The sequence below is a fragment of the Gottfriedia endophytica genome (genome assembly GCF_017814275.1).
Lineage (GTDB): Bacteria > Bacillota > Bacilli > Bacillales > Bacillaceae_G > Gottfriedia > Gottfriedia endophytica.
On sequence record NZ_JAGIYQ010000002.1, the window covers coordinates 440242 to 465538 of the forward strand.

At 32.3% G+C, this 25297-nt stretch carries 28 protein-coding genes and 3 tRNA genes; 5 read left to right on the forward strand and 26 right to left on the reverse strand.

The window, feature by feature from the left end:
* Positions 1–275: 275 nt before the first annotated feature.
* The 15 genes from J5Y03_RS04795 to J5Y03_RS04865 form a co-directional block, all read right to left on the reverse strand.
* Entirely contained in the window at positions 276–1253 is a 978-nt protein-coding gene (locus tag J5Y03_RS04795) for an ROK family glucokinase (RefSeq protein ID WP_209403060.1), read from the reverse strand.
* A 61-nt stretch (positions 1254–1314) separates the two neighbouring features.
* On the reverse strand, positions 1315–1521 hold the full coding sequence (locus tag J5Y03_RS04800; protein WP_209403062.1) for a YqgQ family protein: 207 nt from the start codon (positions 1519–1521) through the stop codon (positions 1315–1317).
* Positions 1522–1640: 119 nt separating this feature from the next.
* Positions 1641–2498: a M15 family metallopeptidase gene (locus J5Y03_RS04805; RefSeq protein ID WP_245208739.1), complete on the reverse strand. Its 858-nt coding sequence runs from the start codon at positions 2496–2498 to the stop codon at positions 1641–1643.
* Positions 2499–2533: 35 nt separating this feature from the next.
* The gene (locus J5Y03_RS04810) at positions 2534–3748 is read right to left on the reverse strand and encodes a rhomboid family intramembrane serine protease (protein ID WP_209403064.1); all 1215 of its coding nucleotides are present in this window, start codon (positions 3746–3748) and stop codon (positions 2534–2536) included.
* Between the two features lie 73 nt (positions 3749–3821).
* Entirely contained in the window at positions 3822–4364 is a 543-nt protein-coding gene (locus J5Y03_RS04815) for a 5-formyltetrahydrofolate cyclo-ligase (protein WP_209403066.1), read from the reverse strand.
* A gap of 332 nt (positions 4365–4696) precedes the next feature.
* Positions 4697–4846 (reverse strand): 50S ribosomal protein L33, encoded by a 150-nt coding sequence (gene rpmG, locus J5Y03_RS04820; RefSeq protein WP_209403068.1) that lies wholly within the window; start codon positions 4844–4846, stop codon positions 4697–4699.
* An 84-nt stretch (positions 4847–4930) separates the two neighbouring features.
* On the reverse strand, positions 4931–5917 hold the full coding sequence (locus J5Y03_RS04825; protein ID WP_209403071.1) for a sugar phosphate nucleotidyltransferase: 987 nt from the start codon (positions 5915–5917) through the stop codon (positions 4931–4933).
* A 243-nt stretch (positions 5918–6160) separates the two neighbouring features.
* Positions 6161–6814 carry a phosphate signaling complex protein PhoU gene (gene phoU, locus J5Y03_RS04830; RefSeq protein ID WP_245208740.1) on the reverse strand — a complete coding sequence of 218 codons (654 nt, stop codon included), beginning with the start codon at positions 6812–6814 and terminating at the stop codon, positions 6161–6163.
* Between the two features lie 26 nt (positions 6815–6840).
* Positions 6841–7605, reverse strand: a complete 765-nt coding sequence (gene pstB / locus J5Y03_RS04835; protein WP_245208762.1) for a phosphate ABC transporter ATP-binding protein PstB — start codon at positions 7603–7605, stop codon at positions 6841–6843.
* A 644-nt stretch (positions 7606–8249) separates the two neighbouring features.
* Positions 8250–10355, reverse strand: coding sequence for a peptidoglycan D,D-transpeptidase FtsI family protein (locus J5Y03_RS04840; protein ID WP_209403075.1), 2106 nt, complete (start codon positions 10353–10355; stop codon positions 8250–8252).
* Between the two features lie 108 nt (positions 10356–10463).
* A complete protein-coding gene (locus J5Y03_RS04845) occupies positions 10464–11672 on the reverse strand; it encodes an MFS transporter (protein WP_209403077.1) in 1209 nt (402 codons plus the stop codon).
* Positions 11673–12197: 525 nt separating this feature from the next.
* Positions 12198–12806 carry a superoxide dismutase gene (locus tag J5Y03_RS04850; RefSeq protein ID WP_209403079.1) on the reverse strand — a complete coding sequence of 203 codons (609 nt, stop codon included), beginning with the start codon at positions 12804–12806 and terminating at the stop codon, positions 12198–12200.
* Between the two features lie 161 nt (positions 12807–12967).
* Positions 12968–13060 (reverse strand) — tRNA-Ser (locus J5Y03_RS04855).
* An 11-nt stretch (positions 13061–13071) separates the two neighbouring features.
* A tRNA-Met gene (locus J5Y03_RS04860) sits at positions 13072–13148 on the reverse strand.
* A 16-nt stretch (positions 13149–13164) separates the two neighbouring features.
* Positions 13165–13239: transfer RNA gene (locus tag J5Y03_RS04865), tRNA-Asn, on the reverse strand.
* 391 nt (positions 13240–13630) lie between these two features.
* On the opposite strand from J5Y03_RS04865, the gene J5Y03_RS04870 reads away from it, so the two are divergent.
* The 3 genes from J5Y03_RS04870 (at position 13631) to ispG (ending at position 16088) form a co-directional block, all read left to right on the forward strand.
* Positions 13631–14146, forward strand: a complete 516-nt coding sequence (locus tag J5Y03_RS04870) for a DUF1189 family protein (RefSeq protein WP_209403081.1) — start codon at positions 13631–13633, stop codon at positions 14144–14146.
* Positions 14147–14532: 386 nt separating this feature from the next.
* Complete coding sequence (locus J5Y03_RS04875) at positions 14533–14853, forward strand: hypothetical protein (protein WP_209403083.1); 321 nt, start codon at positions 14533–14535, stop codon at positions 14851–14853.
* 137 nt (positions 14854–14990) lie between these two features.
* On the forward strand, positions 14991–16088 hold the full coding sequence (ispG, locus tag J5Y03_RS04880; protein WP_209403085.1) for a flavodoxin-dependent (E)-4-hydroxy-3-methylbut-2-enyl-diphosphate synthase: 1098 nt from the start codon (positions 14991–14993) through the stop codon (positions 16086–16088).
* Positions 16089–16144: 56 nt separating this feature from the next.
* Here ispG and J5Y03_RS04885 read toward each other — a convergent pair whose 3' ends face one another.
* Positions 16145–16924 carry an arylamine N-acetyltransferase family protein gene (locus tag J5Y03_RS04885; protein WP_209403087.1) on the reverse strand — a complete coding sequence of 260 codons (780 nt, stop codon included), beginning with the start codon at positions 16922–16924 and terminating at the stop codon, positions 16145–16147.
* Positions 16925–17047: 123 nt separating this feature from the next.
* The gene (locus J5Y03_RS04890) at positions 17048–17479 is read right to left on the reverse strand and encodes a Fur family transcriptional regulator (RefSeq protein ID WP_209403090.1); all 432 of its coding nucleotides are present in this window, start codon (positions 17477–17479) and stop codon (positions 17048–17050) included.
* 360 nt (positions 17480–17839) lie between these two features.
* Here J5Y03_RS04890 and J5Y03_RS04895 point away from each other — a divergent pair, with 360 nt between their 5' ends.
* Together J5Y03_RS04895 and J5Y03_RS04900 are read left to right on the forward strand one after the other, a co-directional pair.
* Positions 17840–18709 carry a YitT family protein gene (locus J5Y03_RS04895; protein WP_245208741.1) on the forward strand — a complete coding sequence of 290 codons (870 nt, stop codon included), beginning with the start codon at positions 17840–17842 and terminating at the stop codon, positions 18707–18709.
* Between the two features lie 142 nt (positions 18710–18851).
* Positions 18852–19103: a DUF2624 domain-containing protein gene (locus J5Y03_RS04900; protein ID WP_209403092.1), complete on the forward strand. Its 252-nt coding sequence runs from the start codon at positions 18852–18854 to the stop codon at positions 19101–19103.
* A 75-nt stretch (positions 19104–19178) separates the two neighbouring features.
* Here J5Y03_RS04900 and J5Y03_RS04905 read toward each other — a convergent pair whose 3' ends face one another.
* From J5Y03_RS04905 to J5Y03_RS04940, 9 genes are all read right to left on the reverse strand, one after another.
* Positions 19179–19670, reverse strand: a complete 492-nt coding sequence (locus J5Y03_RS04905; protein WP_209403094.1) for a hypothetical protein — start codon at positions 19668–19670, stop codon at positions 19179–19181.
* Positions 19671–19726: 56 nt separating this feature from the next.
* Positions 19727–20353: a DUF3267 domain-containing protein gene (locus tag J5Y03_RS04910; protein WP_322099551.1), complete on the reverse strand. Its 627-nt coding sequence runs from the start codon at positions 20351–20353 to the stop codon at positions 19727–19729.
* A 40-nt stretch (positions 20354–20393) separates the two neighbouring features.
* A complete protein-coding gene (locus J5Y03_RS04915) occupies positions 20394–20720 on the reverse strand; it encodes a YrdB family protein (RefSeq protein WP_245208764.1) in 327 nt (108 codons plus the stop codon).
* 196 nt (positions 20721–20916) lie between these two features.
* A complete protein-coding gene (locus J5Y03_RS04920) occupies positions 20917–21495 on the reverse strand; it encodes an NUDIX hydrolase (protein ID WP_245208742.1) in 579 nt (192 codons plus the stop codon).
* Positions 21496–21543: 48 nt separating this feature from the next.
* On the reverse strand, positions 21544–21702 hold the full coding sequence (locus J5Y03_RS19785; RefSeq protein ID WP_245208743.1) for a hypothetical protein: 159 nt from the start codon (positions 21700–21702) through the stop codon (positions 21544–21546).
* Between the two features lie 109 nt (positions 21703–21811).
* Positions 21812–21988 (reverse strand): hypothetical protein, encoded by a 177-nt coding sequence (locus J5Y03_RS04925; protein ID WP_209403098.1) that lies wholly within the window; start codon positions 21986–21988, stop codon positions 21812–21814.
* 538 nt (positions 21989–22526) lie between these two features.
* Positions 22527–23159 (reverse strand): TetR/AcrR family transcriptional regulator, encoded by a 633-nt coding sequence (locus J5Y03_RS04930; protein ID WP_209403100.1) that lies wholly within the window; start codon positions 23157–23159, stop codon positions 22527–22529.
* Positions 23122–24390: an MFS transporter gene (locus tag J5Y03_RS04935; RefSeq protein WP_209403102.1), complete on the reverse strand. Its 1269-nt coding sequence runs from the start codon at positions 24388–24390 to the stop codon at positions 23122–23124. The genes J5Y03_RS04930 and J5Y03_RS04935 overlap by 38 nt, the downstream gene beginning before the upstream one ends.
* A 166-nt stretch (positions 24391–24556) precedes the next feature.
* Positions 24557–25015, reverse strand: coding sequence for an SAM-dependent methyltransferase (locus J5Y03_RS04940; protein ID WP_209403105.1), 459 nt, complete (start codon positions 25013–25015; stop codon positions 24557–24559).
* Positions 25016–25297: the final 282 nt, after the last annotated feature.

A 25297-nucleotide genomic window follows, 5' to 3' on the forward strand; every position in this document is an offset into this window, starting at 1 on the left:
AATTAAAAACCTCAAAAGCAACAACCTTCTAAAAAAGAGCCTTTTTTGATAGATTGGCTACAAGAATCCTGAGATAAACAAGCACCAAGACCCAAAGTATGAAGTAACTATGAGGCTAAGCGTTCATCCCCAAAATTCTAGAGAAATGTTGTTAAAACAGAGCCTAGGAAAAAGAAAAAACTGTCCAAATTTATGAATTCACATAACTTGAACAGTTTATTAAATTATCACTGAAAAACAACTAAAATATTGAGGTTAAAAAAACAAAAAATGGTCTAGTTTACATCTTTTAAAACAAATTTTTTGACTAAATAAGCTGCACCCAATACTCCTGCATCATTACCTAATGTTGCAATAGATATATCTGTACTATTTCTAACAGGTGTGAAAGCGTATTGATTAAATTTCTCTCGTAAAGGATTTAATAACACCGAACCAGATTTCGATACTCCTCCACCAATTACAATTTTTTCAGGATTTAATGTATTTGCTACTGCAGAAATACCTAATGCAAGATATTTTGTTACTTCTTCAATAACTTCAAGAGCAACTTGATCGCCATTTGAGTAACATTCAAAAACTTCTTTTGCTGTTAGGTTATTATTTTCATAGTAGTATTTTAATTTTGTTTCAAGTTTCGAATTTTTTACTTTATCACGTGCAATTCGAGCTATTCCTGTAGCAGATGCTATTGTCTCCAAGCAACCTTCTTTTCCACAATTACAAGGGGAACCCTCTTCTGGTTTTACTGTAATATGGCCAATTTCCCCGCCAGCTCCACCTTTTCCATGTGCAACCAGTCCATTTACGATGACTCCTCCACCAACTCCAGTGCCTAATGTAATCATGACAAGATCTTTCGCACCATTACCAGCACCTTTCCACATTTCACCAAGTGCAGCAACATTAGCGTCATTATCAACCACTACAGGTATCCCTGCTTCTTTTTCCAAGATTTCTTTTAAAGGGTAATTTTTCCATCCTAAGTTTACCGCTTCAAAAATTAGTCCATCTTCTAATCGAACTGGTCCAGGAGCACCTATACCGATTCCCACAATATTTTCTTTCGATCCATTCATACTATTTATTTTTTCAGTTATTGCATATGCTATACAAAGAGGAATTTTTTCTCCACTATTTGATGTGTCGGTAACTACTTCCCATTTTTCAATAAATTGGCCATCCACTGTCAATAATGCCAGTTTAATTGTTGTACCTCCTAAATCAACCCCAACAATCATTTTTTTATTCATATGGTTCCCCCTCTTACCATTTAGTGAAAACGGTTGCACTATTATTTAAGAAAAAAACGATTTAAAATCGTTCATTCTTTTCAATTTCACCAATTTCTCTTTTAATGACTAGTGCTGCAGATTGAAATTCAATTGGTGCAATTACATTAGCTTGAAATAGCTCTCTTAATTCATCATGCATTAACATCAAATCTGCTTTACGATCACCAGTGTAAATAATCGTACCAAACTGCTTTAATAATTGCTGAACGTCATAAACTGTTTTCATTTCATCCCTACTTATTCATTTACCTAATATTACTATAAGTATAAGGTTGCTTAATTCTTCAGTCAATGACATTCAGCTTTAACTGTTTGACAACATTCTATTTCTTTATCGAAAACTTATTACTTTTCCATTACTTCCTCTAATGCTAAATTATGCGTATATAAGTAAGTTGCATTTTTCTCTCCAACATATCGAATATGCCATGGTTCATAATCATAACCCGTTATATTAACTTTATCTTTTGGATAACGAATAATATAGCCAAATCGATGGGCATTTTCCGCAAGCCACTTACCTTCTTTAGTGTCACCAAAACCTTGTTCTAGTTGATTTCCATACGCAACTGATGAAACGTCAATTGCTAGACCAGTTTGATGCTCACTTGTACCAGGAATCGCACTGAATTTATTTGTCCAATCACTTCCTAATGATTTAATATATGAATTGTGTAATTGAACTTGTCGATCGAATGAACGAAAAGCTGAAACAGCAGTCAGTTGAATTCCATCTTTTGATGCCGATGAAAATAAATCTTCAAGAGCTAAAGCTGCTTCTTTTCTCATTTTAGTTTTATCTTTTACTCCACCATTTAAAGGTACATTAGGATAAACTAAGTCATTAGGTGTATATCCATCTGGTAATTTTCGAGTTTTATCCACATGTACTAGAATCGAATCCGGATTAGTTACTTCATATAAGTCATTTCCAACCTTTTTCGCTGTATCCTTGTCACTAGGAAAAACAATATCATTATTTTGATTTTGATGGATTTTTTCTCCTGTCTTTGCTTTTGCTTCTGAACTGTTAAAAATGGTTTCTAGTTTACTTTTAAGTGACCCTTTTTTTGAATCTTGATTTGAATGGTTTGATGACTTGTCCACAAAAAGCATTGCACCTAGAATACAAAGCGCAAAGAGGCAAATAATTGAAAATGCCAGTAATTTACTTTGTTTCTGTTTTCTACGAAATTGACTCATTGTTATTTCTCCTTACTTACGTATAAATCATGATGTTAATTAAATAGTAAACGATCAGCATTTATTGAATAACCAAAATAAAGTAATCCAATGGTAATACCAATTGTCAGAACTAACATTCCAAACTGTTTTCGATAATTCTTTTGACGATTAAATGGAAGCTGAACAATACTTGCGGCTAAAAAACCACCAAGTAATCCGCCTAAGTGCCCACCATTATCAATACTAGAAATCGAAAATCCTAGAACTAAATTTAATAAAATTATTGGTAACATACTTTTTAACAACTGTTTTGAAAAAATATTATTCTTTTTTATTCCTAAAAACAAAAGTGCTCCCATGCATCCAAAAATAGCTCCTGAAGCACCAGCTGATAAGCTATTCGAAACCAAGAAACTTACTACACTCCCTAAGAATCCTGAGAATAAATAGATGATTAAAAATCTTCCATGACCAAAAAGTTTTTCTGCATACTTCCCTATATAATGTAATGCATAAGTGTTCATTGCTAAATGAAGTAAACCTATATGAATAAAAATAGGAGTGAAGAAACGCCACCACTCACCTTGCATAATTGATGGGTTATATTTAGCACCAAAACGAATTAGGTTATATGTATCTTGACTGCCACCTTGCAATTCCATTAATAAAAATACTAACACCTGAATTCCTATCAATATATAGGTAATAATTGGCTTTCTATCCTGAAGATTTTTTAACATCATATACTGTTGAAAACGTTCTTGTTCCTCTTCAACTGGGATCGGTCTAGAAAATTGAAAATCATTTTCAAGAAGTTTCTGTTCAAAAAGTGATCTTTCATGATTAGCCCATCCAAATATCTTTTGAAGTGTTTCCCCATTTTGAATATCGTCTTTTTTTAAGATATGAAGTTTTAAGTGTTGGTTGTTAATCATTTTATCTTTTTTTATTTCATTAAATACCTCGTCTACATTTCCAGCAATACCATCATTTGTAATATAAACTAAATGAAAGATTTCTTCATTAAAATCTCCAACGTCAGCATATTTATGTGATGTTTCTATGAAATACTCAATATCTTTTTCTAATGCAAGACTATTCCATAATGTATCTAGAAATAGAACGCGATAGTGGGTTAGTTCCAAACCATTTTTACTTATAAATTGATACCAAGAATAGTCATGTGAACGAATTTTACTAATGTAATCTTTTTGCTGAAGCATTACAAATATTAATGCGTTATATGCTTTTTCTATAATAGAGCCCAAAAAGCTCCTCTCCTTATCTAACTTTTTCTTTTCATTATACCAGTGTTTTGTTTTTCTTTATACCAAAAAGAATTTAATCATTAATCATTAGTGGAATATGAATATCATGTTGTTCATAAGGTAATTCGGAAGTCATTTGACATTGAAAAGCTAGTGAAAGAATGTCTTTATGATAATTCTCTAAATAACGGTCAAAATATCCCCCACCGTAACCAATTCGATTCCCTTCTTTTGTATAAGCAACTCCCGGTACAATAATCAAGTCAATGTCTTCTTTTACTATTTCTACACATTGATCTACTTTTGGTTCTAATATATCAAAATAACCTTTTTCTAAATCTGAAAAACTCGTTATTTTATAAAATTTCATTTCTTTTGTCTTATGTATACATTTAGGTACAACAATGGTTTTATCTTCATTCCATGCAGCCTGAATTAAAAATGCAGTGTTTACTTCATGTTCCATTGACATTGTTGTTGCGATGATCCTCGCTTTATTCCACACTTTTGTCTGAATTAACTTTTCAGTTATGATTTTTGATTTTGTATTTCTTTCTTCAGTAGGAATCATTTTTAGTTTTTCAATCATAATAGATCTAATTTCTTTTTTATCCATAAGAACACTCCCCCTTTAAGATAGGTCTGCTCGGTTTGTTCAACTTAACTTAAGTGAGCGTTAAAGCCTCCCCACTTTTGAAAATTTCCACTTTATCTTCTATATCATTAATAAATAATCTACTGAAATTAACTTAATTTTACCCCTCATTAACGGGCAGTAAGAGTCATACCACAATATTGAGAGAGAGGCGAGGAAGATATATGGGGATAACTGCCCGTAAATGCCCGATCGGGTGGGCTAACACCATTAGTGGTGGATGAAGCCCCTCCACTGATGGAAGTTTCACTTTATCTTACGGTATAAAAAAACAGTAGGAAAGTTCCTACTGTTTACTTTGTTTCGCGATGAAGCGTAACTTTTTTAAGTCTTGGGCAGTATTTTTTAAGCTCAAGACGGTCTGGGTTATTACGTTTATTTTTAGTTGAGATGTAGTTACGATCTCCGCATTCTGTACATGCTAAAGTAATGTTTACACGCATTTGTTTTCCCTCCTGACATAATGACATAATCAGACCTATATATAATAACATTCTTTCAGTAGAAATTCCACAGTTTTTATCAAATCATATCAAATCTTTAACTAATTTTTTTCCATTGATACGATTCAGATGATCCTCTATCTTTAAAGTGAAATGATTAATAATAATATGATTGGAAATATGAGTATCTTTCTTTACCTTCATATCAGATGAAATAAATGCATAAGGACCAATTACACAATTTTCTTCAATAGTAACATGATCTCCAATGATTATAGGTGGAATAAGTTTCACACTATTACTTATCTTGACTTCCACACCAATATAAATATTTGGCAACACTTCAGTTACATGTAACGGTAAACGAATTCTACCACTAATCCAATCAACTAATAATTCAACATATCTTTCTGGAGTTCCAAAATCGATCCAATAACCTGTTAAGTTGAAATTTTGTATCGGTATCTCTAAAGATAAAAGCAAAGGAATTAACTGTTTACTAAAATCAATTTCTACTCCATCTGGAATCATCTCTATTAGTGATGGATCTACTATATAAATCCCTGTATTAATTTTGGAACTCAATTTTTCCTTTTTTGAAGGCTTTTCTATAAATTTAATAACTTTTTCATTTTTACAGAAAACATTCCCAAACGATTCACAATCATTTTGGTCAACAGTACAAATTGTTAACAAACTTTCTAATTGTATGTGTTTTTCGATTGCATCGTTTAAATTACAATCAAAAATTAAATCTCCACTGACGATTAAAAACGTTTCTTTTAATAATGGTTTAGATAAACTCAAACACCCAGCTGTACCTAAACGATCTTTTTCAACGATATACTGAATAGAAACCCCTAACTCTTCTCCATCTTTTAGAATTTCTTGAATCATATCGTTTAAATAATGGATCTGTAAAATAAATTCTGTAAATCCCAGCCTTTTTAAATGAAGAATGGTATGTACAAGAGCAGGCTTATTAATAATTGGAAGAATCGGTTTTGGACAAGTAGCAGTCAACGGAAGTAACCTCTCCCCAGTACCGCCTGCTAATATAACGACTTTCATTTCAATCCCCCTATGTACTTATACTTCTACACTCATATGCAAGCTTTTCTTTTGTTATGCTAAAAAAGCCCGTATAATAAACGGGCTTCATACTATTCAACCTGCATTAACGGACAGCAAGACCTTCACATCATCAATGAGAAAGAAGCGAAGTAGTTGGGGGAGAACTGCCCGTTAATACTCAATTGTTATAACTAACATTAGTAAGGGGATGGAGCCCCATAAACTTATGGAAGTTTTAGTCTATTGATTTAAAAACATGTGTTTCCCTTTAACTAAGTAATAAATATTTTCCGAGATATTTGTTGCATAATCAGCAATACGTTCTAAATATCTACAAATAAATGCTAACTGTGTTACAGATGAAACTTTTTCTTGAGAATCAACTAATCTAGACATTAATGTTTGTACAGTTTCACCATATAATTCATCTACTTTATCGTCTAGTTCCGCAATTTCTCTTGCAGCCTTTAAATCTTCATTTTGATATGCTTCTAGTGCTCTTGAAAGCATTTCAATTCCTAAAGTATGCATCATATTAATATTCTCAATTGGTACTTCAATTTCTCTTGTACGAATTCGAATAAATGATTTTGCAATATTTACTGCGTAATCTGCAACACGTTCTAAATCATGCGCAATTTTAAGTGCAGTTAAATTACGTCTTAAATCAACAGCAACTGGTTGCTGACGAGTTATGATTACTACAATTAGTTCATCTATTTCTTCTTCAAGCTTATTAATGCGTTGGTCTTCTTCAATAACTTCTAGAGCTAACTCAATATTTTCGGTATTGAATGCTTCCATGCTTTTTAGAACAGCACTTTTCGTTTTTTCTCCTAATTCTAAAATCATTTTCTGTAATGTTTGCAAATCTGCTTCAAATTGTGGTCTCATTATTCATCCTACCCCGCTTTATCCGATCAACCAAATCGACCAGTAATATAATCTTCTGTACGCTTATCTTTTGGTGTAGAAAATAGTTTCGTTGTTTCAGTATATTCAACAACTTCACCACTTAAGAAAAATGCCGTTCTATCTGAAACACGAGCAGCCTGCTGCATGTTGTGAGTAACAATAATAATACTAAAATCTTTTTTCATTTCATGAATTAACTCTTCTACCTTTAATGTTGAAATAGGATCCAATGCTGATGTTGGCTCATCCATTAAGATGACATCTGGTTCGATTGCTAAACAACGTGCAATACATAGTCGTTGCTGCTGTCCACCAGAAAGTCCAAATGCATTTTCATGAAGACGATCCTTTACCTCATCCCAAATAGCTGCTCCGCGCAAGCTTTTTTCAACAATTTCATTAAGTACTTTTTTATCTTTAATCCCATGGATTTTAGGGCCATAAGCAACATTTTCCCAAATAGATTTTGGAAATACATTTGCTTTTTGGAATACCATCCCTACTCGAGTTCTTAATTCCTCTACTGCATACCCTTTATCAAAAATATTTTGTTCTCGATATAAAATCTTACCTTCAGTACGAACGATTGGAACTAATTCAACCATACGATTCAATGTTTTTAAGTAAGTAGATTTTCCGCATCCACTTGGACCAATAATTGCAGTCACTTCATTTTCATAAATACTTAAATTAATATCCTTTAAAGCTTTATCTTGCCCGTACCATAAATTTAAATTTTGCGTATCATAGACAATTGATTTTTTATTCATTTCTTCTTCTCTATTTTCTTTTGTACTTGGTCTTTCTTTTACTGAAACTGTGGTCATCTTAATATCCCCTTTCATCCAAAAGGTCACACAACGATCCTTATTGAAATTCTTTGTCAAACTGTTAATTGTTATACTATTAATTTTTTGAAGTTTCTTTTTACATTTTTAATACTACTCGCTTACTATTAAAAGCGTTTTAACTATATGTAAAGTTAATGTAAATATCGAATGAATTTTTTAATAATTAGCACTCTTAAATAAACATTGTTGATATTCACAAAAAACTTTAAACAATTTCTTAAAAAAAGACTGTTTTTCACATACAATGTTGCTATTTTAGAATGCGTTAGTTGATTACAACTCCAGGTTGCTCCCTTACCGTGGGTGTTACGGTTACTGCCTTTTCCTTGTTCCCTATTCCCTGCCCCTGTTTCCTGTTCTCTGTCCCGCTATTCCCACAGGAGTCTCGCACCTTCCGCTGTAATCAACTTCTGTCTTTAAAGTTCCAAATCTCAAATGCAACAGTATTTTAGAAAAGATCCCCAAATAAAACAAATTATTTAGAAAAAAACTATCAAACATAGCCAAATAAAAAAATGGTAATTACAGGCCATTAAAGACTTGTAATTACCATTTTTAATTAATTATTTTTGTATTTCGCCTTTTGCCATTCGCTCTTTTTGTAATTCAAAATATGCATCTATCATTTGTTTACCAATAAAACTATTTACGTGAGCTTTATCACTTTTTAACCACGGTACAACTACAGAAAAGGATACTTGTGGGGCATCATAAGGTGCATAACCAACAAGAGTCAGATTATATGCACTTCGACTATTAATATTATATTTTTTGGCATCAGGTCCATCATAAAATGTCTGTGCAGTACCAGTTTTACCAGCTAGTTTATAATTTTTTTCACCTGTAAAATATGAATATGCAGTACCACCTGGTTCATTATAAACCCTGATGAACCCTTGTTTTACCCTGTTAATGTAACTGTCTTTCATATCAATTCGATTTAATACTTTAGGTTGTATATCATTTTGAACATTCCCTTGATTCATATCATCACTTGGCTCACGAATTTCTTTTACAATTCGAGGTTGCATTCTATAACCACCGTTAGCAATTGTTGATATATATTGGGTTAATTGAAGCGGTGTATACGTATCAAACTGACCAATAGCTAAGTCAAGTAAGTTACCAGGTTGAGTAGTCGTACCTCTATATCCTGTTGCTTCGTTTGGTAAATCAATTCCGGTAGGTACTCCTAAACCAAATTGACTATAGCTATTACGGAAAGTTGTAAATGCTTGTTTATCAATATTTAAAGGCTGATTTGGTACATAATTTCCATGTCCAAGAGCAATCGCAGTACGCCACATGTATACGTTAGAAGAAAACTTTAATGCGTCTGAATCATTTACCCATCCTAAATTTTTCCAAGATTTTTTTTGGGGTGTATCTTTAATTTTAAGTGGCGTATCATAAAATTGTTGTCCTGGCTGAATTGCCCCGTTTTGAAATGCTGTTAAAAGAGTTGCACCTTTTACAGCTGAACCTACTTCATAAGATGACGTAAACGTCCCATTCGCATAGTCTCTAACTACCGTTTTTCCAGTTTTTGGGTCTTTGACCAATTGCTTACCAGTCATCGCAAGAACTTCGCCAGTGTTAGGATCTACCATTACAGCAAATGCTCGATCAAGAAAAGTTCCTGTTGGTGATTGTTTTGCTTTTAACAATTCATCTGTTACAATTTGTTCAACTTTTTGTTGTAATTGAATGTCAATTGAAAGAACTAAATCGCTACCTGGTTGTCCTTGCGAAATAACTTTCTGATCAATGACATTTCCATTTTTATCAACAATATTTTGTACTTTACCTTTCGTACCTCTTAATACATCTTCATATTGATACTCTAAATTACTTTTTCCAACTCGATCATTTCGGCCGTAACCTCTTGCTAAATAATAACTTAGTTTATCTGCTGGGAGACCTTCTTTTTCAGATGTAATATTCCCTAAGATTGTTCTTAATGTGTCACCGTACGGATAATGACGTTCCCAATTTGTCGTAACATCTACACCCGGTAACACATCTAAATGCTCACTTACTCTTGCAAACTCAGCTTCCGTTACTCCATCACCTTTAATTGTTTGAGGCATCATAGAATATCCGGAACTCATTTGCTTATAAATTGCCAATACTTGTAAATCTCGTGGTGTTAATGTTTTCAAGTTTTCTGGTGTTACTCTTTCTAATTGAAGATTATAATACGCTGTGTTATATCCATTGCTATCATTTTTATAATCTTTTAAGAGTTTATCATTCTCATTTTTAGAAACTAATTTCTTAGCTGCATCTTTGTTTTTTAGAAGCCAGAAATCTTTTCGATCTCTCTCAGTTAATTTATCAACAGGCATTGTTATGTAAGCAGTAAGCTTCGTAGCCATTTGCAACATTTCATCTGTCGAAATCCCTTTTCTTCTTGTGTAAGTAATTGTCCTTACAGGCGTATTATCAACGATAACATTTCCATAACGGTCAAGTATTCTCCCGCGAGGAACCGGTGTATCAACAATCGTGTTTTCAGAATGCTGTAATTCATTTTGATAGTCTTCACCTTTTACGATTTGAACTACACCTTGTTTTAAAATTAATAAGGAAAACAATACGAACACAATAAAGAAAAGTGCATTTAGTCTGCCCGGAAGTGCTATCTTATTTTTTTTACTTTTTTTCATTGTGTCTCCTTCTCTTTTATTTACATTTACAACCAAACTCTATTGTAATAAAAAGACGGTTTGTTTGCTACAAAAAACATGCTAAAACAAAAAAATTAAACTTAGTTCTTATTCAATTTTCATATTCTTAAGCATAAAAAAGACTAAAAAATGTCCAGCTCCAAAAATACTCATTAATATTGGGATCAATATTTTCGGAGTAATAAACTGAATACAAATTAAAAAAGTTAATACGGAGAAAATACGTCCAGAATTTAGAAATACTTCACGAACAACAATGTACTCCACCCTATATTCTCTAGCCTTATATGACTTACCAATTATGTCAAATGTAAGAGAAAGATAAGGAACTAGAATAATCGGATAGGCAATTGAAATGGTGATTCCATAAAGTACTAGTAAATAAAAATTCACCTTAAAAACGATAAAAAATACAGCTAAATAAAGTAGTAACCCCCCTAAAAAAATAGCATGTTTACGAAATGAAGGCTTGATTAGTCTTGTAACAATATAATATGTCACAAAACTAATTAAAGAGGTAATCAATCCATATTTCCCTAAAGCTAGCTCGCTCCCCGTTGACAAATAAATATAAATGGAAATAACAAATAAAAAGATCCCATCACGAGTGCCTTGGAAAAAGTTAGCATATGTAATCCGTTTCCAGTTATTGTTATTTAGTCGCTCTTTAAATACTCTAATAAGATTATATTCACTATCCAATTCACGCTTAGAAAGAAAAAAACTTAATACGACCGAACAAATAAAAAGTAACATCGCTACAAAAAAGATAACATGATAACCTTTGTTATCAATCATTTTTGAAATAATATAGCCAGCAATAATTGGCCCAATCATCCCTGAAAACGAGCTTAGTAATCCCATAAAGCCATTAAAAAATTGTCTTGTTTCAGGTTCAGTTACTTCGAAATTTAACAAATTAAAGGAAAGCCAATAACACCCGTTTCCCATTCCTAAGATCATACCAATTAATATTGTTAATAAAAGTGTTTCTGTTTTGAAAAATAATACACTGATATAAAAAAGAGCAAGCAAAGTAACTCCAGCTCTTAAAATAATTACTCGATCGATTCGTTTAGCCAACTTCCCCACGAAAATAAAAGTAATTGCTTGTAAAACCGAAATCGATATTTGATATAAAGCAATTGGAATATAATCATGAGATTGTTTCCATAAATAAACATTCACAAATGTATTAGCTAAAGCAGTTGCTAATGAATACAACGTTCCGATACTCAGTAATAATAACAAGTCACGATTTAGATCAATTTCACCAATTATGTACTTCCACTTCATAAGCAAAACTCTCCTTTTTCCTAAGGAGTAGTTTCTCTAAAATACTACTGATTATACTAACAAAAGCGGAATTAACCTAATTAACTCAGAAAGACGTTAGAGCTAATTTTAGTATGTGTTAAATTGATTGGAACGTAGGAATGCTCGCTTTCCGCGGGGCGTGAGCTGAGCCTCCTCGTCGCATACGCTCCTGCGGGGTCTCAGCCATCCCGCATTTCCCATAAGAGCCCTTCATTCTTCCGTTCCAATCAATTTCTGTCTTTAAAGTTATAAAACATTTTAGTAACAAACTAAAAGAAAGACTTTAATTAAGTAAGGATAAAGGTAAATGAATTATTGGAAAGTGAAAATAAAATCCCAGCTGAAATTTCTAACTGTTGAGGATAGGCAGTTTGATTATGCTTTTCTATCTGTCTAGTTCGGCTGACTAGTTGCAAAGATAGACAATGCATATGATCACAACCTAATAAAAAAAGAAGCATTACTAAGAAATTCTTAGCAATGCTTCTTTTTTATGAATAAGAATTATTTTGCAGCTTTGTATAATTCTTCTACTTTTTCCCAGTTTACTACGTTCCAGAATGCACCAACGTAGTCAGGACGTTTGTTTTGGAAGTTTAAGTAGTAAGCATGTTCCCAAACATCTAAACCTAAGATAGGAGTTTTACCTTCCATTAATGGAGAATCTTGGTTTGGTGTGCTTGTTACTTCTACTTCGCCGTTATTTACAACTAACCAAGCCCAACCTGAACCAAAACGAGTTAAAGCAGCTTGAGTAAACGCTTCTTTAAATGCATCAAAGCTACCAAACTTAGCATCAATTGCTTTAGCAACTTCACCTGTTGGAGTACCAGTTCCTTCTGGAGTTAATAAAGTCCAGAATAAGCTGTGGTTTGCATGACCTCCACCATTGTTACGTACAGCTGTACGAATTCCTTCTGGTAGTGCGTCTAAGTTTGAAATTAACTCTTCGATTGTTGTTGCAGCTACTTCTTTACCTTCTAAAGCAGCATTTAAGTTCGTTACATATGTATTGTGGTGACGAGTATGGTGAATATTCATCGTTTCTTTGTCAAAATGTGGTTCTAATGCATCATATGCGTATGGTAATTGCGGTAATTCAAATTTAGCCATGTTAGAAATCCTCCCAAAAAATAAATTTACTTTCATCAATAAACTATCATTTCTAGCCATATTTTTCAAATTATTTAGCTCAAAACTTCAAATATTTTTTTGACAAAAAAATCAAAAATACAAAAAACTCTCACCTAATGATGAGAGTTGTAATTTATGTATGGAGGAGTAAGAGGGATTCGAACCCCCGCGGGCTGTTACACCCCTGTCGGTTTTCAAGACCGATCCCTTCAGCCAGACTTGGGTATTACTCCATATAAAATTTTGGTAGCGGCGGAGGGAGTCGAACCCACGACCTCACGGGTATGAACCGTACGCTCTAGCCAGCTGAGCTACACCGCCAAAATATTAATTTAAATGGCTCCGCAGGTAGGATTCGAACCTACGACCACTCGGTTAACAGCCGAGTGCTCTACCACTGAGCTACTGCGGAATACTTATAATAATGTGATTTAATATGTTGATTACATATTAAATGCGTTTGCTGCGCTGCTCGTCGCAGTTGGATATTCTAAGGAGATTATTCTGTCTCCTCGCAAAGCTACATCGAAGTGATTCAGGATGTTTACGCTTTACTGCGGAATATATCATGTTGGCTACTCGATAACCTTTAACTTCGATAGCTTGTGTCCCTTAAGACAATATTAAATTTATCATCAATTTAAATAAGTGTCAACACGTTTCGGCAATTTTTTTCAAAAAATTTATTAGTGCTTTGACTCCTTTTAAAATATAGTCTCTAGTGGGGTTCTCTATTTAGATGTTATAATATTCGTAACATACTCAACATTTATACATTGAATGGTTTTGAAAGGATTGTAAAAATGAATTTTATCAAACAATTAGGATATAGCTTATATGATCCAAATAAAATTGCTCGTTTTAGGTTTCAAAAGATTGGTAAAACAATTTTCTATTTGTTTATTTTAGCTTTATTATTTTCCATACCAAGTTTTCTTCATTTGATAAATGGAATTACTTCACAAGTCCAAAGCTTTAAAGAAACATTAGGTATTACAGATAAAACGAATAATGGATTACCTTATTTATTCTCTTTATTAATTATCATGTACTATTTAGGTTCAAGTACGTTTCTATTTATATTAACTACAATATTTGCTTCATTTTCTAGTATGTTTCAATTCTCGAAACAACTGAATTTATCATTCAAGCACCGATTTACCATTTTTACATACAGTATGACATTACCTACTCTACTGTTTCTTTTAATTGGGCTTTTAAATATCACAATTCCTTATTCAACACTTTTGTTTCTTCTCATATCAATTGTTTACTATTATTTAAGCATTCAATCTATTTCAAAGTCTAAAAAGGTGTAATTTTTTATACACCTTTTTTCTTATAATTTTTCTTCTTTTCCTCTTCATTTTTTCTAAAGGTTCTTAAATAAAGATTTTGTTTTAGAAACTGGTTATAAAGTTGATTGGAGCGGAAGGTGCGAGACTCCTGTGGGATAAGCGGGACAGGTGAGACCCCGCAGGAGCGATAGCGACGAGGAGGCTCACCGCCCGCCCCAAGGAAAGCGAGTATCCTGGAGCGGAAATCAACTTATCGCCTTCTTTAAATAGAAACAAATTTTATGAAAAAATCCCTTTCTAAAAAGAATTGATCACTCCAACTAACTGCTAACACCATAAAAAATTATTTATTTCAAAGAGTATATTTCATGAGGACAAGCATACATTTTTACAAAGGAGGTAGATGAATGAAAAAAATTGTTTATTTACTGCTGATATTATTGTTTTGTTATAGTATTTTTTTTGACTTAAGAGTCGGAACAATTCCTAACCACAGTTTACTTCAATCAAAACAAACAATTACTACTACTTCTAAAAATCTACCTGCCAGTGAAGAAATTCAAGTTAAAAGCGGTGATACAGTACTTGGTATTGTAGAACAATTAAATCCACATATTCAAAAACCAATTTCTGAAATTACAAAAGACTTTAGCCTTTTAAATAATGGACAAGCTGCCTCATCCATCCGTATCGGAAAAAGTTATAAATTTCCGATTTATGAACAGTAACCTTAGATTTATGAGTATTTATTCTTGTCAAAATAAACTTTCGATTGATAAAATGTGTAAGCATATGGAAAATATGATATTGTAATAGTATAGAAAACCAATGAGTATTAAGACTCAATTGAAGGAGCGAATTTCTCGTGAATGAGATAACACATAGAAGTCAAACACGTCCTGTTAAAGTTGGTAATGTTACTATTGGTGGAGCAAATGAAATTTCAATCCAAAGTATGACAACAACTAAAACGCATGACGTTGAAGCTACAGTTGCAGAAATAAAACGTTTAGAAGAAGCTGGATGCCAAATCGTGCGTGTAGCGGTTCCTGACGAAAGAGCAGCTAATGCAATCGCTGATATTAAAAGACAAATTAACATTCCACTTGTAGCTGATATTCACTTTGATTATAAACTTGCATTAAAAGCTATTGAAGGCGGAGTCGATAAAATACGTATTAACCCTGGAAATATTGGTCGAAAAGAAAAAGTCGAAGCTGTAGTTAATGCAGCTAAAGCAAAAGGTATTCCTATTCGCATTGGAGTAAATGCAGGATCACTTGAAAAAAGAATTTTAGAAAAATACGGTTATCCTACTGCCGATGGAATGGTAGAAAGCGCCTTACACCATATTAAAATTCTAGAAGACTTAGATTTCCATGACATCATTGTTTCAATGAAAGCATCAGATGTTAACCTTGCAATTGAAGCATATGAAAAAGCTTCAAAAGCATTTAAATATCCATTACATTTAGGTATTACTGAGTCTGGTACATTATTTGCAGGAACTGTTAAAAGCGCTGCAGGTCTTGGAGCAATAATCAGTAAAGGTATTGGAAATACAATGCGTATTTCATTAAGTGCAGATCCAGTTGAAGAAGTTAAAGTAGCAAGAGAACTTTTAAAATCATTTGGACTTTCTTCTAACGCTGCAACATTAATTTCATGCCCTACATGTGGCCGTATTGAAATTGATTTAATTAGCATCGCAAACGATATTGAGGAATACATCTCAACACTTAAAGTACCAATTAAAGTCGCTGTACTAGGTTGTGCTGTAAATGGTCCTGGTGAAGCTCGTGAAGCTGATATCGGAATTGCGGGTGCTCGCGGTGAAGGTTTATTATTCCGTCACGGTGAAATTGTTCGTAAAGTACCTGAGGAAACTATGGTAGAAGAATTAAAGAAAGAAATTGATAAAATTGCAGAAGAAAAACTTGCAGAAATGAATGCAAGTAAATAATAAAAAAATGAGTTGTCTCTCAGGATTGAGGCAACTCATTTTTTTATAGACTACACTTATTTGAAAATAGCCATATTATCTATGCTTATACCAAATGTTTTTTGTAAAACTTCTGTCCATTCTTCCTCGTCTATTATTTCGGTTATTGAAACATTCGAATTTTCCGTCAATTTTAACGATTTATCTGTTAACGTTACTTTTCCATTTAGAGTCGTTTTACTTACTATTCTTTTCTGGGTGAAGATCGTTTCTTTACTCGTTTGAAAATAAGCACATTGCTCAGAAAATTCATTTTGGTCTCTTTCATAGGTATTTATTTTTAAGAAGTCTGTCCATTCACTTTCTACAAGATGACGAAGAAGAAATTCATTTTCTTCAGAATTTACAACTTGATACGATCCATTTACATCAGAATAGGCAAAACCATCTTTCAATAGTAAAGGCTCTATAAATCCTCCACCAATTCCAACATCAAATAAGTAATCATTTTCATCAATCGATATAATTAGTGCTAAATGAGAAAAATCCGGATTCCATTTTGATTGTTCGGCATTCCAAAAACAAGCAGAAACTCTTTTTACATTAAATCCAATCATTTGCAAAATAGAATACATAAGTGTGTTTGTCTCGTAACAAATACCGCCTCTTTTTTCCAAAATAATCTTCTTATAAATATCTTCTGGATTCATACTTAGCTTACGACCAGTAATGATATCTAAATTTTCAAATGGAACTTTGAGCAAATGCTTTTTATGTATTTCTTTTAATAGTTCTACTGAAGGACCTATTTCCCCCACATTTAATTCAATGTGTTTTAAATAATGTAAAACATCCAATCGAACACCCTCCCCAACAAATTAATAACTCGGAAAACTTAAGGAACTAGAAAAAAATAAAAAAGTGAGCAACAAGTACCCACTTTTATCATATAATCTATTTTATTTAGAAAAAAGATATTTTTAGATTTTACTATCTTCATTGATACAATTTGGACAAAGTCCATAAATTTCAAACTTATGATTTTGTACTTTATATCCTTGTAAATCTTCAGGAATATTTTCCATTGGACAAGCTTTAATACTTTTCGTATTTCCACAATCCAAACAGATGAAATGATGATGATGGTGCTCAGTCGAAGAGCATTTTGAACGAAATCGTTTTTCACCATCTAATTCCGTCATTTCAATTACTTCAACATCAAGGAACGTAGTTAAATTTCGATAGATGGTATCGAAACTTAAGCCTTTATATTTTTCAGTTAAAGCTTGTTGGATATCTCTAGCTGTCACATATTTATTTTGTTTAAAGATGTATTCAAGCATTTCATAACGCTTAGGTGTATTTTTAAATCCTTTTTCTTTTAACAATTCCATTGCTTCATTTAGTTTCATGTCCCCACAACCTTTATGTTGTTTTCACTTTTTCCATAATAAAGCTAATAACAATAGTATAATTGAGAATTACCTTTTGAAAAATGTTAAGGAATATCGCCTACCATGATGAACTCACTATTCTCCCTTTACATCCTAGATTTATATAGGAATAATTACGATTTAACTTAAAAAATTAGTATAAAAGAAAATGTTTTATTTGTAAATATTCCGGGTAAAGTAATATCATTTGTTTCAAAATCACGCTACTTTTAAATCTCTGAATTAATATTGAAACACAAATAATCGAAGTATTTCGTTAGAGTTGAGACTATTTTCATGTTATGCTTATTATATAATATTAATTAAAGAGGTGGTTCTTTGAACAAAACAAAACACAGAAAACTTACTACTTTTAAACTCATTAAACGAGGGCTATTTATCACTGCTGGATCTGCTCTCATGGCTATCTGCTTAAAAGCATTCTTCATTCCTACTGATATCATTGATGGTGGTATTGTGGGCATATCATTAATCCTCTCGCACCTTACTTCGGTTGAGCTTGGAATTTTTCTTTTTGTTTTAAATTTACCCTTTGTACTTGTTGGTTATAAACAAATTGGGAAAACATTTGCTTTTTCAACTTTATTGGGAATTTCTCTAATGTCAGTCTTTACTTCTTTATTCTCAAATATTAAACCTGTTACAACTGACCCATTATTAGCTGCAATATTCGGAGGTATGGGAGTAGGAATTGGAGTTGGACTTGTCATACGATACGGCGGTTCATTAGATGGAACGGAAATCATTGCGATCTTACTGAACAAGAAAACACCATTTTCTGTTGGTGAAGTGGTTATGACTTTTAACGTGTTTATTTTAGGTAGTGCAGGATTTGTATTCGGCTGGGATAAAGCAATGTATTCTCTAATTGCTTACTACATTGCATTTAAAACAATCGATTTAACAATTGAAGGATTCCAAGATACAAAATCTGTATGGATTATTAGTGATCATGACAAAGAGATTGGAGATGCTCTTAATGATCGTCTAGGTCGCGGTGTTACATACCTTCATGGTGAAGGTGGTTTTAATGGCGATCCTAAAAATGTTGTCTTTACGGTTATTTCTCGATTAGAAGAAGCAAAATTAAAGGCAATCGTAGAAGATATAGATGACCACGCATTTGTTGCAATCGGGAATATTGCAGACGTAAAAGGTGGAAAATTTAAGAAAAAAGCCATTCATTAATTTTAAGAAATTAAAGGGACAAAGCAGTTATTGCTTTGTCCCTTTTTTAAGATGCCACTTATGGAAGTTTCACTTTATTAACATAGGGACTAGTAGCCATTCATAAAGTGTAGTAAGCGAGAAGACTTTTAGGAGGTTGGGTATGAATCTTATTCAAATGATGGTGAATAAAAAAGTAAACAATATTACACCGCAAGAACTTTTAAATTTTAGTCACCAGTATCAAGTTACACTTTCCTTAGACCAAGCAACTAAAATTACAGCACTTTTAAGAGGACAAAATATCAATATATATGATGATTTTCAAAGGGGCCAACTTTTAAATAGAATTGCAAGTGTTACTAGCATTCAAACCGCACATCAAATGAATGCTATATTCCAAAAGTTAACTTAATAGAAATAAAAAAAAATGGCCGACTATCTTTTTAGTCGGTCTTCTTTCGTTCAATAGATTTTTTCTATCAAGGAATTATAAGCTGTTTTCAATCATTGTCCTTAGATTTTTTTCATTCAAACCGTTTTGGCAAAAATTAAATGGTTTTTTTGTAATTCTTTTTGTTCGATCGACAATTTGTCCCAAATGATATCCAGTATGCTCAACTAAGTGAAAGAGATTATATGCATCAATTTCAATATTATTATTTTCAGTTATAACTTTTTCAAACTCTTTTTTCCAATTATTAAAAACTTCTTGTACCTTTAAACTTAGTATATTTGGTTCAATATCTAGACTAGGGAAATATCCTTCAATTCCTTCGTTATACTTTATGTTTGGATTAGCGTACCTCTCTGTATTTCTTTTTATATGCTCACAAATATGCAATATGATACCACCAATTGAATTTATCCCTTTTTCTTCTTGCCATAAATTTTGTATCGTTAGCATATCTACTGTTTGAATTAGTTTTGGAAGATAATGATCAATCATACGATGATATGATAGCTTATAGAACAGTTCCACAAATTTCCCCCTTCGAAATAGAGTAATATCCGGACAGCAGATCCCAAAAAAATAGCTTAAAAATTGAAATCCGATTGTTTATAATTCCAATAAGTCTTTTGTCCATTACTTTTTAACGTCCCATCTTGAGGAACTTGTTTAATGATTAGAAGTAGATTTAGCATATCTACACATGAAGCCATTGAGTTTAGTAGTATCAAAAATTTCAATGTTGTAGTTAGTAGCCCACAATAACTTAATACTAGTGGTAAAATAACCGAAATGATGATGAATGGTGCTATTGTTATCCATATAAATCTTGATTTTTCGATCTTTTCTTCCGTTACTACAAATCCACCAAACCAAGTAAGTCCAAGAATTGTTTTTTCTGATTTTATGAAATTGGGTATAAAAATCAAATGAAGTAATTCATGAACGATTAAAAGTAATACAACTAACAAAATATCTACTAGATTTAAATTTATTGATATAGTATTCGATGTAAAACCAAATTCCTTTAACGATAGATTGGAAAAAATATTTATGACCAAAATAGAAATAAGACCATTGATTATCATAAAAGGTATAGACAATAAAATAGCACTTAACACCGTTTTTGGTTCTTTCATTGGAACCCAACCATTTTTAATCAACTCTAAATGCATACTTTCACTATACTCAGGCATTTTGTTTTGTATTTTCACGAAACTCCCCCATCATTAAGAACTAAAAAAACTGTACTATCTAATCAAATACGAATAACAAGATGCGGTTAATGACTGAAATAATTGCAAATAATGCCGCTAAAACTGGATGTCCAGTTACATATATCGCTAATGTTGCAATGCCAAAAACGATAATTTCTAAAAGTAAATAGATTGGTCCAGGTAATCGAACACTGGCTTTCGGTGCTAAAAATGTCCCCCATATAATTGCAATGAACAAAGGTGCACCTATGCATAGTCCAAGTTTAAAAATTATTTTTTTTGGAAAAAGATATCCCCAGTATCCAACAGAAAACAAAATACACAATTCTAAAAGAAAACGAATTCCAAGATTGGCAAATTTCATATTCTTCACACTACCTTCTTAAATCATTTAATAAAAAATAATAGGCTGTTTTCATTTACATTGTTGTTTTTTTATCTAACAATCTTTTAGAAAAGTGCCAAATTATAAAACAGAAAAAGTATATTCTACAATCACATTATGCAGGAATCATTGAATCAAACACTTTTATCGTTTTCCCATAGATGATTGAAATATATTAACTAAATTCTTTTTTCACTTCATATCTTCTAATCAATTCATAAGGTCTAACCTTAAACGCTTCGAATGGTAAATAATTTGGACTCACCGCATCAAGTACTCTACTTCTAAAATGGGGTCTTGTTATCAATTGATTGATATTTTCATAATTAATATGAGTAAATAAAACCTCCGAAGTTTCTCCTTCTGCTGGTCTTATTTCTCCAGACTTAAATATACCCCTGAAAACAACACTAATAATTAAGTTGCTTACATTTTGGTAAATCCCTGTAATTCCTATTAAATCAACAGCTATTCCTGTCTCTTCAAAAATTTCCCGATGGATTGCTTCCTCTAAAGTTTCTCCTTCTTCTACTTGTCCACCAGGCATTTCAAGAGTGTCGGATCGATGAACATTTCGAACAAGTAAAACTTCTCCTCTATCATTCGTGATGTACCCACTTACAGTTACAATATGCTTTGGTGGGTAGTATGAACCTTCTTCAGCGGTTGATAAAAGAAAATCTTGTTGACTTTCGATAAATAACTCACCTAATTCAGCCCTCTTTTTCTTTGCTTCTTGGTGTAAGTCACTCATTCGAATTTTTTCTTCAATATTTTGGTATTGTTCTATACTTTCATATTCCTAAATAGCCAAAATTTCATCTTTTGCTTCATTCACCCATCGCCCAACTAATTTTGCTCCATGAGTAATCTGTTTTGGATACAAATATGTATGAAAAAAATCATTAAACTCATTCAATTTTTCAGGTTTGATTTTATATGTTTTTCTTCTGTATATCATAAAATGACCTCCTCCTGTTTGACACTTTCTACTTTTCTACTAAATCTGCCTATTTCCTTTTTTTGCAAAAATAATAATAGAAGACGAGTAGAAAAATCCACTCGTCTTTTTATTCTGTTTCTTTTTTATTTTCCGTAAGTTTTTCCAAAAGCTTTCCCACGCCAATAGCAATTAAAACAGCAATTGGTGATGCTAATAATTTGTTATAAGTTGAAAAATAAATTAATAAAGCACAAATCAAAACTGAAATTGTATAAATTATCATTAATTTAAGTTTGTGTGACATCAACCTCATCGCCTCTATCAAGTTTAACTTGATCCTAATCAATTAGAACTTTCCTATTTATTCCAACAGTTTTCTTCTATCTAATAATAAAAATATATAAAAACAAATATGCAACAAGAAAATAACATAAAACAGATACAAAATTTAATATTTTATTAGATGATTGTGGAGTGACTTTCCTAATAATCGTTCCAAAGATTATTGTTCCTACCGCAATAAATATAGCTCTAATCATCCCATCAAACTCATGAAATACAAAATAAAGGAAAAGGAAAAAAGTAAAACCTTGAACAATATGAGAAATAATATATTTAACCATATATGTTTATTCCTCCAATTTCATAGAGTAAACAAAGTACACTCCTAAGTCCCTCATGCTTTAAGAACCTCTTATCCTGTTTTTATTTTTTCACGAACAGTAATTCAAAATAAAAACAGAGATGCATTGAAATTTGCCGTTACAAATTCACTCCTTTGTTAAAAATCATTGTTAATAAAATAGATTTGATACTTTAAATCAATGTTCCTTCTTTTCTATTTAATTTATTTCACTAACTTGTAATACACCCTTTAAATACATTTTCAAACCACTAATTTGTTCTTTAATATATACTTCCTCAGGTGCCACGATACCAATACTAAGCATTCGAAAGAGCAAAATTCCATCCAGAACATTAATGATAAACATGATTATAGCGTTTACTGGTTGGATAGGTTTGAACTCGTTTGTTTGGACCCCATTTTCAATCAGTCTTCCTAAATTTTTAATGACTTCCTCAAACCTTTTTATTAAATAGGCCGTACGATTTTCTTTGCGACAGCTGTTTACTGTATACTCAAATTGAACAATCCCAAATCCTAATCCACTATTTATAAGATTTTTTTCTGATCGGTCTAAAAATTCTTCAATTGCTTGCCAGGCTGTTTCACTTTCTGCAATTATCTTTTCAATATTTACATCTCTTTGCTGATCATACTTTTTTACAATTTCCTTAAACATTTCATCTGTACTAGAAAAATATTTGTAAACTCCTCCTCTGCTCAACTGAGATGCTTCAACAATATCGGTCATTGTTGTTTCCTCAAACCCTTTTTCAATAAAAATCCTACTTGCAATTTCTAATATTTCTTCCTTACGCTTCTTCTTGTATTCCTCGCTGACCTTTGGCAACTTTCACACTTCCTTTTAAAGCTGGTCTTAAGAAAAGAGAGATTATTCCAATTAACACTAATAACGAACCTGATAGTTCATAAGTAGCTATAACTCCCATTGACTCGACTAAAATCCCTCCAATCATCATACCGATGACAGCCGAACCATTCGTCATTCCATTTATCGTACTAAACGTTCTTCCACTAAAGTGAACTGGCGTATTTTTCTGAGCATAAACATTAAAAGAAACCCCCACAGCTGCAGCTGAAAGTCCGATTATGAAAAATATAAATGGCATTAGACTATTTAATACAATGATTGGCAAATGAATAAATAAGACCGGGGTTACAAACCCAACTCCAATTCCGATTGTTCCAAGGGACAAATACTTAAAGAAAGAATGGATTTCTTTTTTACTAAGAATTGCAGCCATAATAAACATCCCTAAACCTGATGCCGATATTGAGTATCCAACAAGCTGAACGTGTTTTCCTGGTATTTCTCTTAATAAAATCATAATTTGTGTATCAGCTATTTGTATAACAAGTATAACTGTACAGAAGATTAGAAGTCCTAAAAGTAAAAAGGGAACGGTTTTAATAAATGATAACCCTTCTTTCATATCATTAAAAAAGGAAGCCTTACTGTTATCCTTTTTCTTTACAGATTCAGCTTGATCAAACTGAGTTCTTTTCACTTTCACTAATAGTAAGGCAGAAAGAATAAACGTAACTGCATCAATATAGAAAGCTGGTTTTACTCCAAAAGAAGCAACTAGGAGTCCGCCTATCATTGGACCTAGGATTTTTCCGCCATTATCAATCATTGAGCTAATCGAGATAGCCTGTTGTATTTGCTCATTCGAAACAATTTCTTTCAGCTTCCCATTTTTCGATGGCATAAATAGAGCCGAAAAAGAACTTTTTATAAATAACAGGACGTAAACCATCCATAGTGAGTTTGAAAACACAATTCCTGAAACAACAAAAGCTCTAACAACATCTGAAATAATCATTAGTTTCTTTCTGTCATATTTATCAGCAAGTACTCCTGCAATTGGGCTAAATAGAATCATTGGAACAGTAAAACACAACATTAGATACGTCATTTCCATTGGACTTGCTTTCCAGTTTATACTTACTAGAGCAAGTAAAGCTAACAAATCAAGCCAATCGCCAAGACTCGAAACAATTTGAGAACTAATCAAATAAAGGTACTGCTTATTTTTAAATAATGAGTTCTTCTCCATTTCATCTATCCCCTCAAAATAAAGTGACAATTCTGTCACTTATTATAAACGACAGTTTCGTCACTTTTCAATAGATAAATTCATTATTTTCTGAATTTATCTTATATTTTTTAATCATGTTACTTACAATTCAAAGTTGGTGTTCTAGAATTTATAATACATTTGTCTATTTCCAATAGTTTTTCATTAACTCTGAAGCCCAAAATGGTTGTGTCACTTCTTCTTTTGGCAAAAACTCCTTCATAACTGGTTTAATATCGATTATTGGTGTTCCATCAATTGCATCTAAGCCTGTAACATAAAGTTTTCTACCTTCCCTCTTAATTAATTTAACAATAGTAGCTCCAATTTTGTTTGGTCGGTTCTTACCTCTCTGAGCAAATATTCCAACCTTCGGCCAATCAATATTATTTCGAGGATGCCTTGATCCATACTGAACTTTCTCATCGGTAACAAGATGGAACAAAAAGAAAATCTCTAAATGAGAAAATTCGTCAATCCCATTTAAACAATCATCCCCAAAATCCTCTCTTACTTCAATCATTGATGTTATCTCTCCCCAGTAATCATCTTCAGTACCCTCACGATGATTTCTAACAGTTCCAATCGATTTAATAGTAAACATTCTCTTATCCCCCTCTACATTTGTATTTATAGTTAAACCTTATCATCCTAATGTTATTAAAAAAAATTATAATAATTTATACTTTGTCATAACTATCCCTTATGACTTTATTTCCACAATCCTTCTGATACCTTAATACTCTTATGTCAGTTTGAAGTAAATCGAGTAGGAGGGAGCGACTAACTCCCGACCTCTCACACCACCGTACGTACGGTTCCGTATACGGCGGTTCAAATTAAGTCTGACGCAGAAATTCATATCTTTGATATAGACTTTTAAGAC

Coding starts and splice junctions, on each gene's coding strand:
- J5Y03_RS04795 (WP_209403060.1), bottom strand. CDS start 1,253: ATGAATAAAAAAATGATTGTTGGGGTTGATTTAGGAGGTACAACAATT.
- J5Y03_RS04800 (WP_209403062.1), bottom strand. CDS start 1,521: ATGAAAACAGTTTATGACGTTCAGCAATTATTAAAGCAGTTTGGTACG.
- J5Y03_RS04805 (WP_245208739.1), bottom strand. CDS start 2,498: ATGAGTCAATTTCGTAGAAAACAGAAACAAAGTAAATTACTGGCATTT.
- J5Y03_RS04815 (WP_209403066.1), bottom strand. CDS start 4,364: ATGGATAAAAAAGAAATTAGATCTATTATGATTGAAAAACTAAAAATG.
- rpmG (WP_209403068.1), bottom strand. CDS start 4,846: ATGCGTGTAAACATTACTTTAGCATGTACAGAATGCGGAGATCGTAAC.
- J5Y03_RS04825 (WP_209403071.1), bottom strand. CDS start 5,917: ATGAAAGTCGTTATATTAGCAGGCGGTACTGGGGAGAGGTTACTTCCG.
- phoU (WP_245208740.1), bottom strand. CDS start 6,814: ATGAGACCACAATTTGAAGCAGATTTGCAAACATTACAGAAAATGATT.
- pstB (WP_245208762.1), bottom strand. CDS start 7,605: ATGAATAAAAAATCAATTGTCTATGATACGCAAAATTTAAATTTATGG.
- J5Y03_RS04840 (WP_209403075.1), bottom strand. CDS start 10,355: ATGAAAAAAAGTAAAAAAAATAAGATAGCACTTCCGGGCAGACTAAAT.
- J5Y03_RS04845 (WP_209403077.1), bottom strand. CDS start 11,672: ATGAAGTGGAAGTACATAATTGGTGAAATTGATCTAAATCGTGACTTG.
- J5Y03_RS04850 (WP_209403079.1), bottom strand. CDS start 12,806: ATGGCTAAATTTGAATTACCGCAATTACCATACGCATATGATGCATTA.
- J5Y03_RS04870 (WP_209403081.1), top strand. CDS start 13,631: ATGAATTTTATCAAACAATTAGGATATAGCTTATATGATCCAAATAAA.
- J5Y03_RS04875 (WP_209403083.1), top strand. CDS start 14,533: ATGAAAAAAATTGTTTATTTACTGCTGATATTATTGTTTTGTTATAGT.
- J5Y03_RS04890 (WP_209403090.1), bottom strand. CDS start 17,479: ATGAAACTAAATGAAGCAATGGAATTGTTAAAAGAAAAAGGATTTAAA.
- J5Y03_RS04900 (WP_209403092.1), top strand. CDS start 18,852: ATGAATCTTATTCAAATGATGGTGAATAAAAAAGTAAACAATATTACA.
- J5Y03_RS04915 (WP_245208764.1), bottom strand. CDS start 20,720: ATGAAATTTGCCAATCTTGGAATTCGTTTTCTTTTAGAATTGTGTATT.
- J5Y03_RS04920 (WP_245208742.1), bottom strand. CDS start 21,495: ATGAGTGACTTACACCAAGAAGCAAAGAAAAAGAGGGCTGAATTAGGT.
- J5Y03_RS19785 (WP_245208743.1), bottom strand. CDS start 21,702: ATGATATACAGAAGAAAAACATATAAAATCAAACCTGAAAAATTGAAT.
- J5Y03_RS04925 (WP_209403098.1), bottom strand. CDS start 21,988: ATGTCACACAAACTTAAATTAATGATAATTTATACAATTTCAGTTTTG.
- J5Y03_RS04935 (WP_209403102.1), bottom strand. CDS start 24,390: ATGGAGAAGAACTCATTATTTAAAAATAAGCAGTACCTTTATTTGATT.
- J5Y03_RS04940 (WP_209403105.1), bottom strand. CDS start 25,015: ATGTTTACTATTAAATCGATTGGAACTGTTAGAAATCATCGTGAGGGT.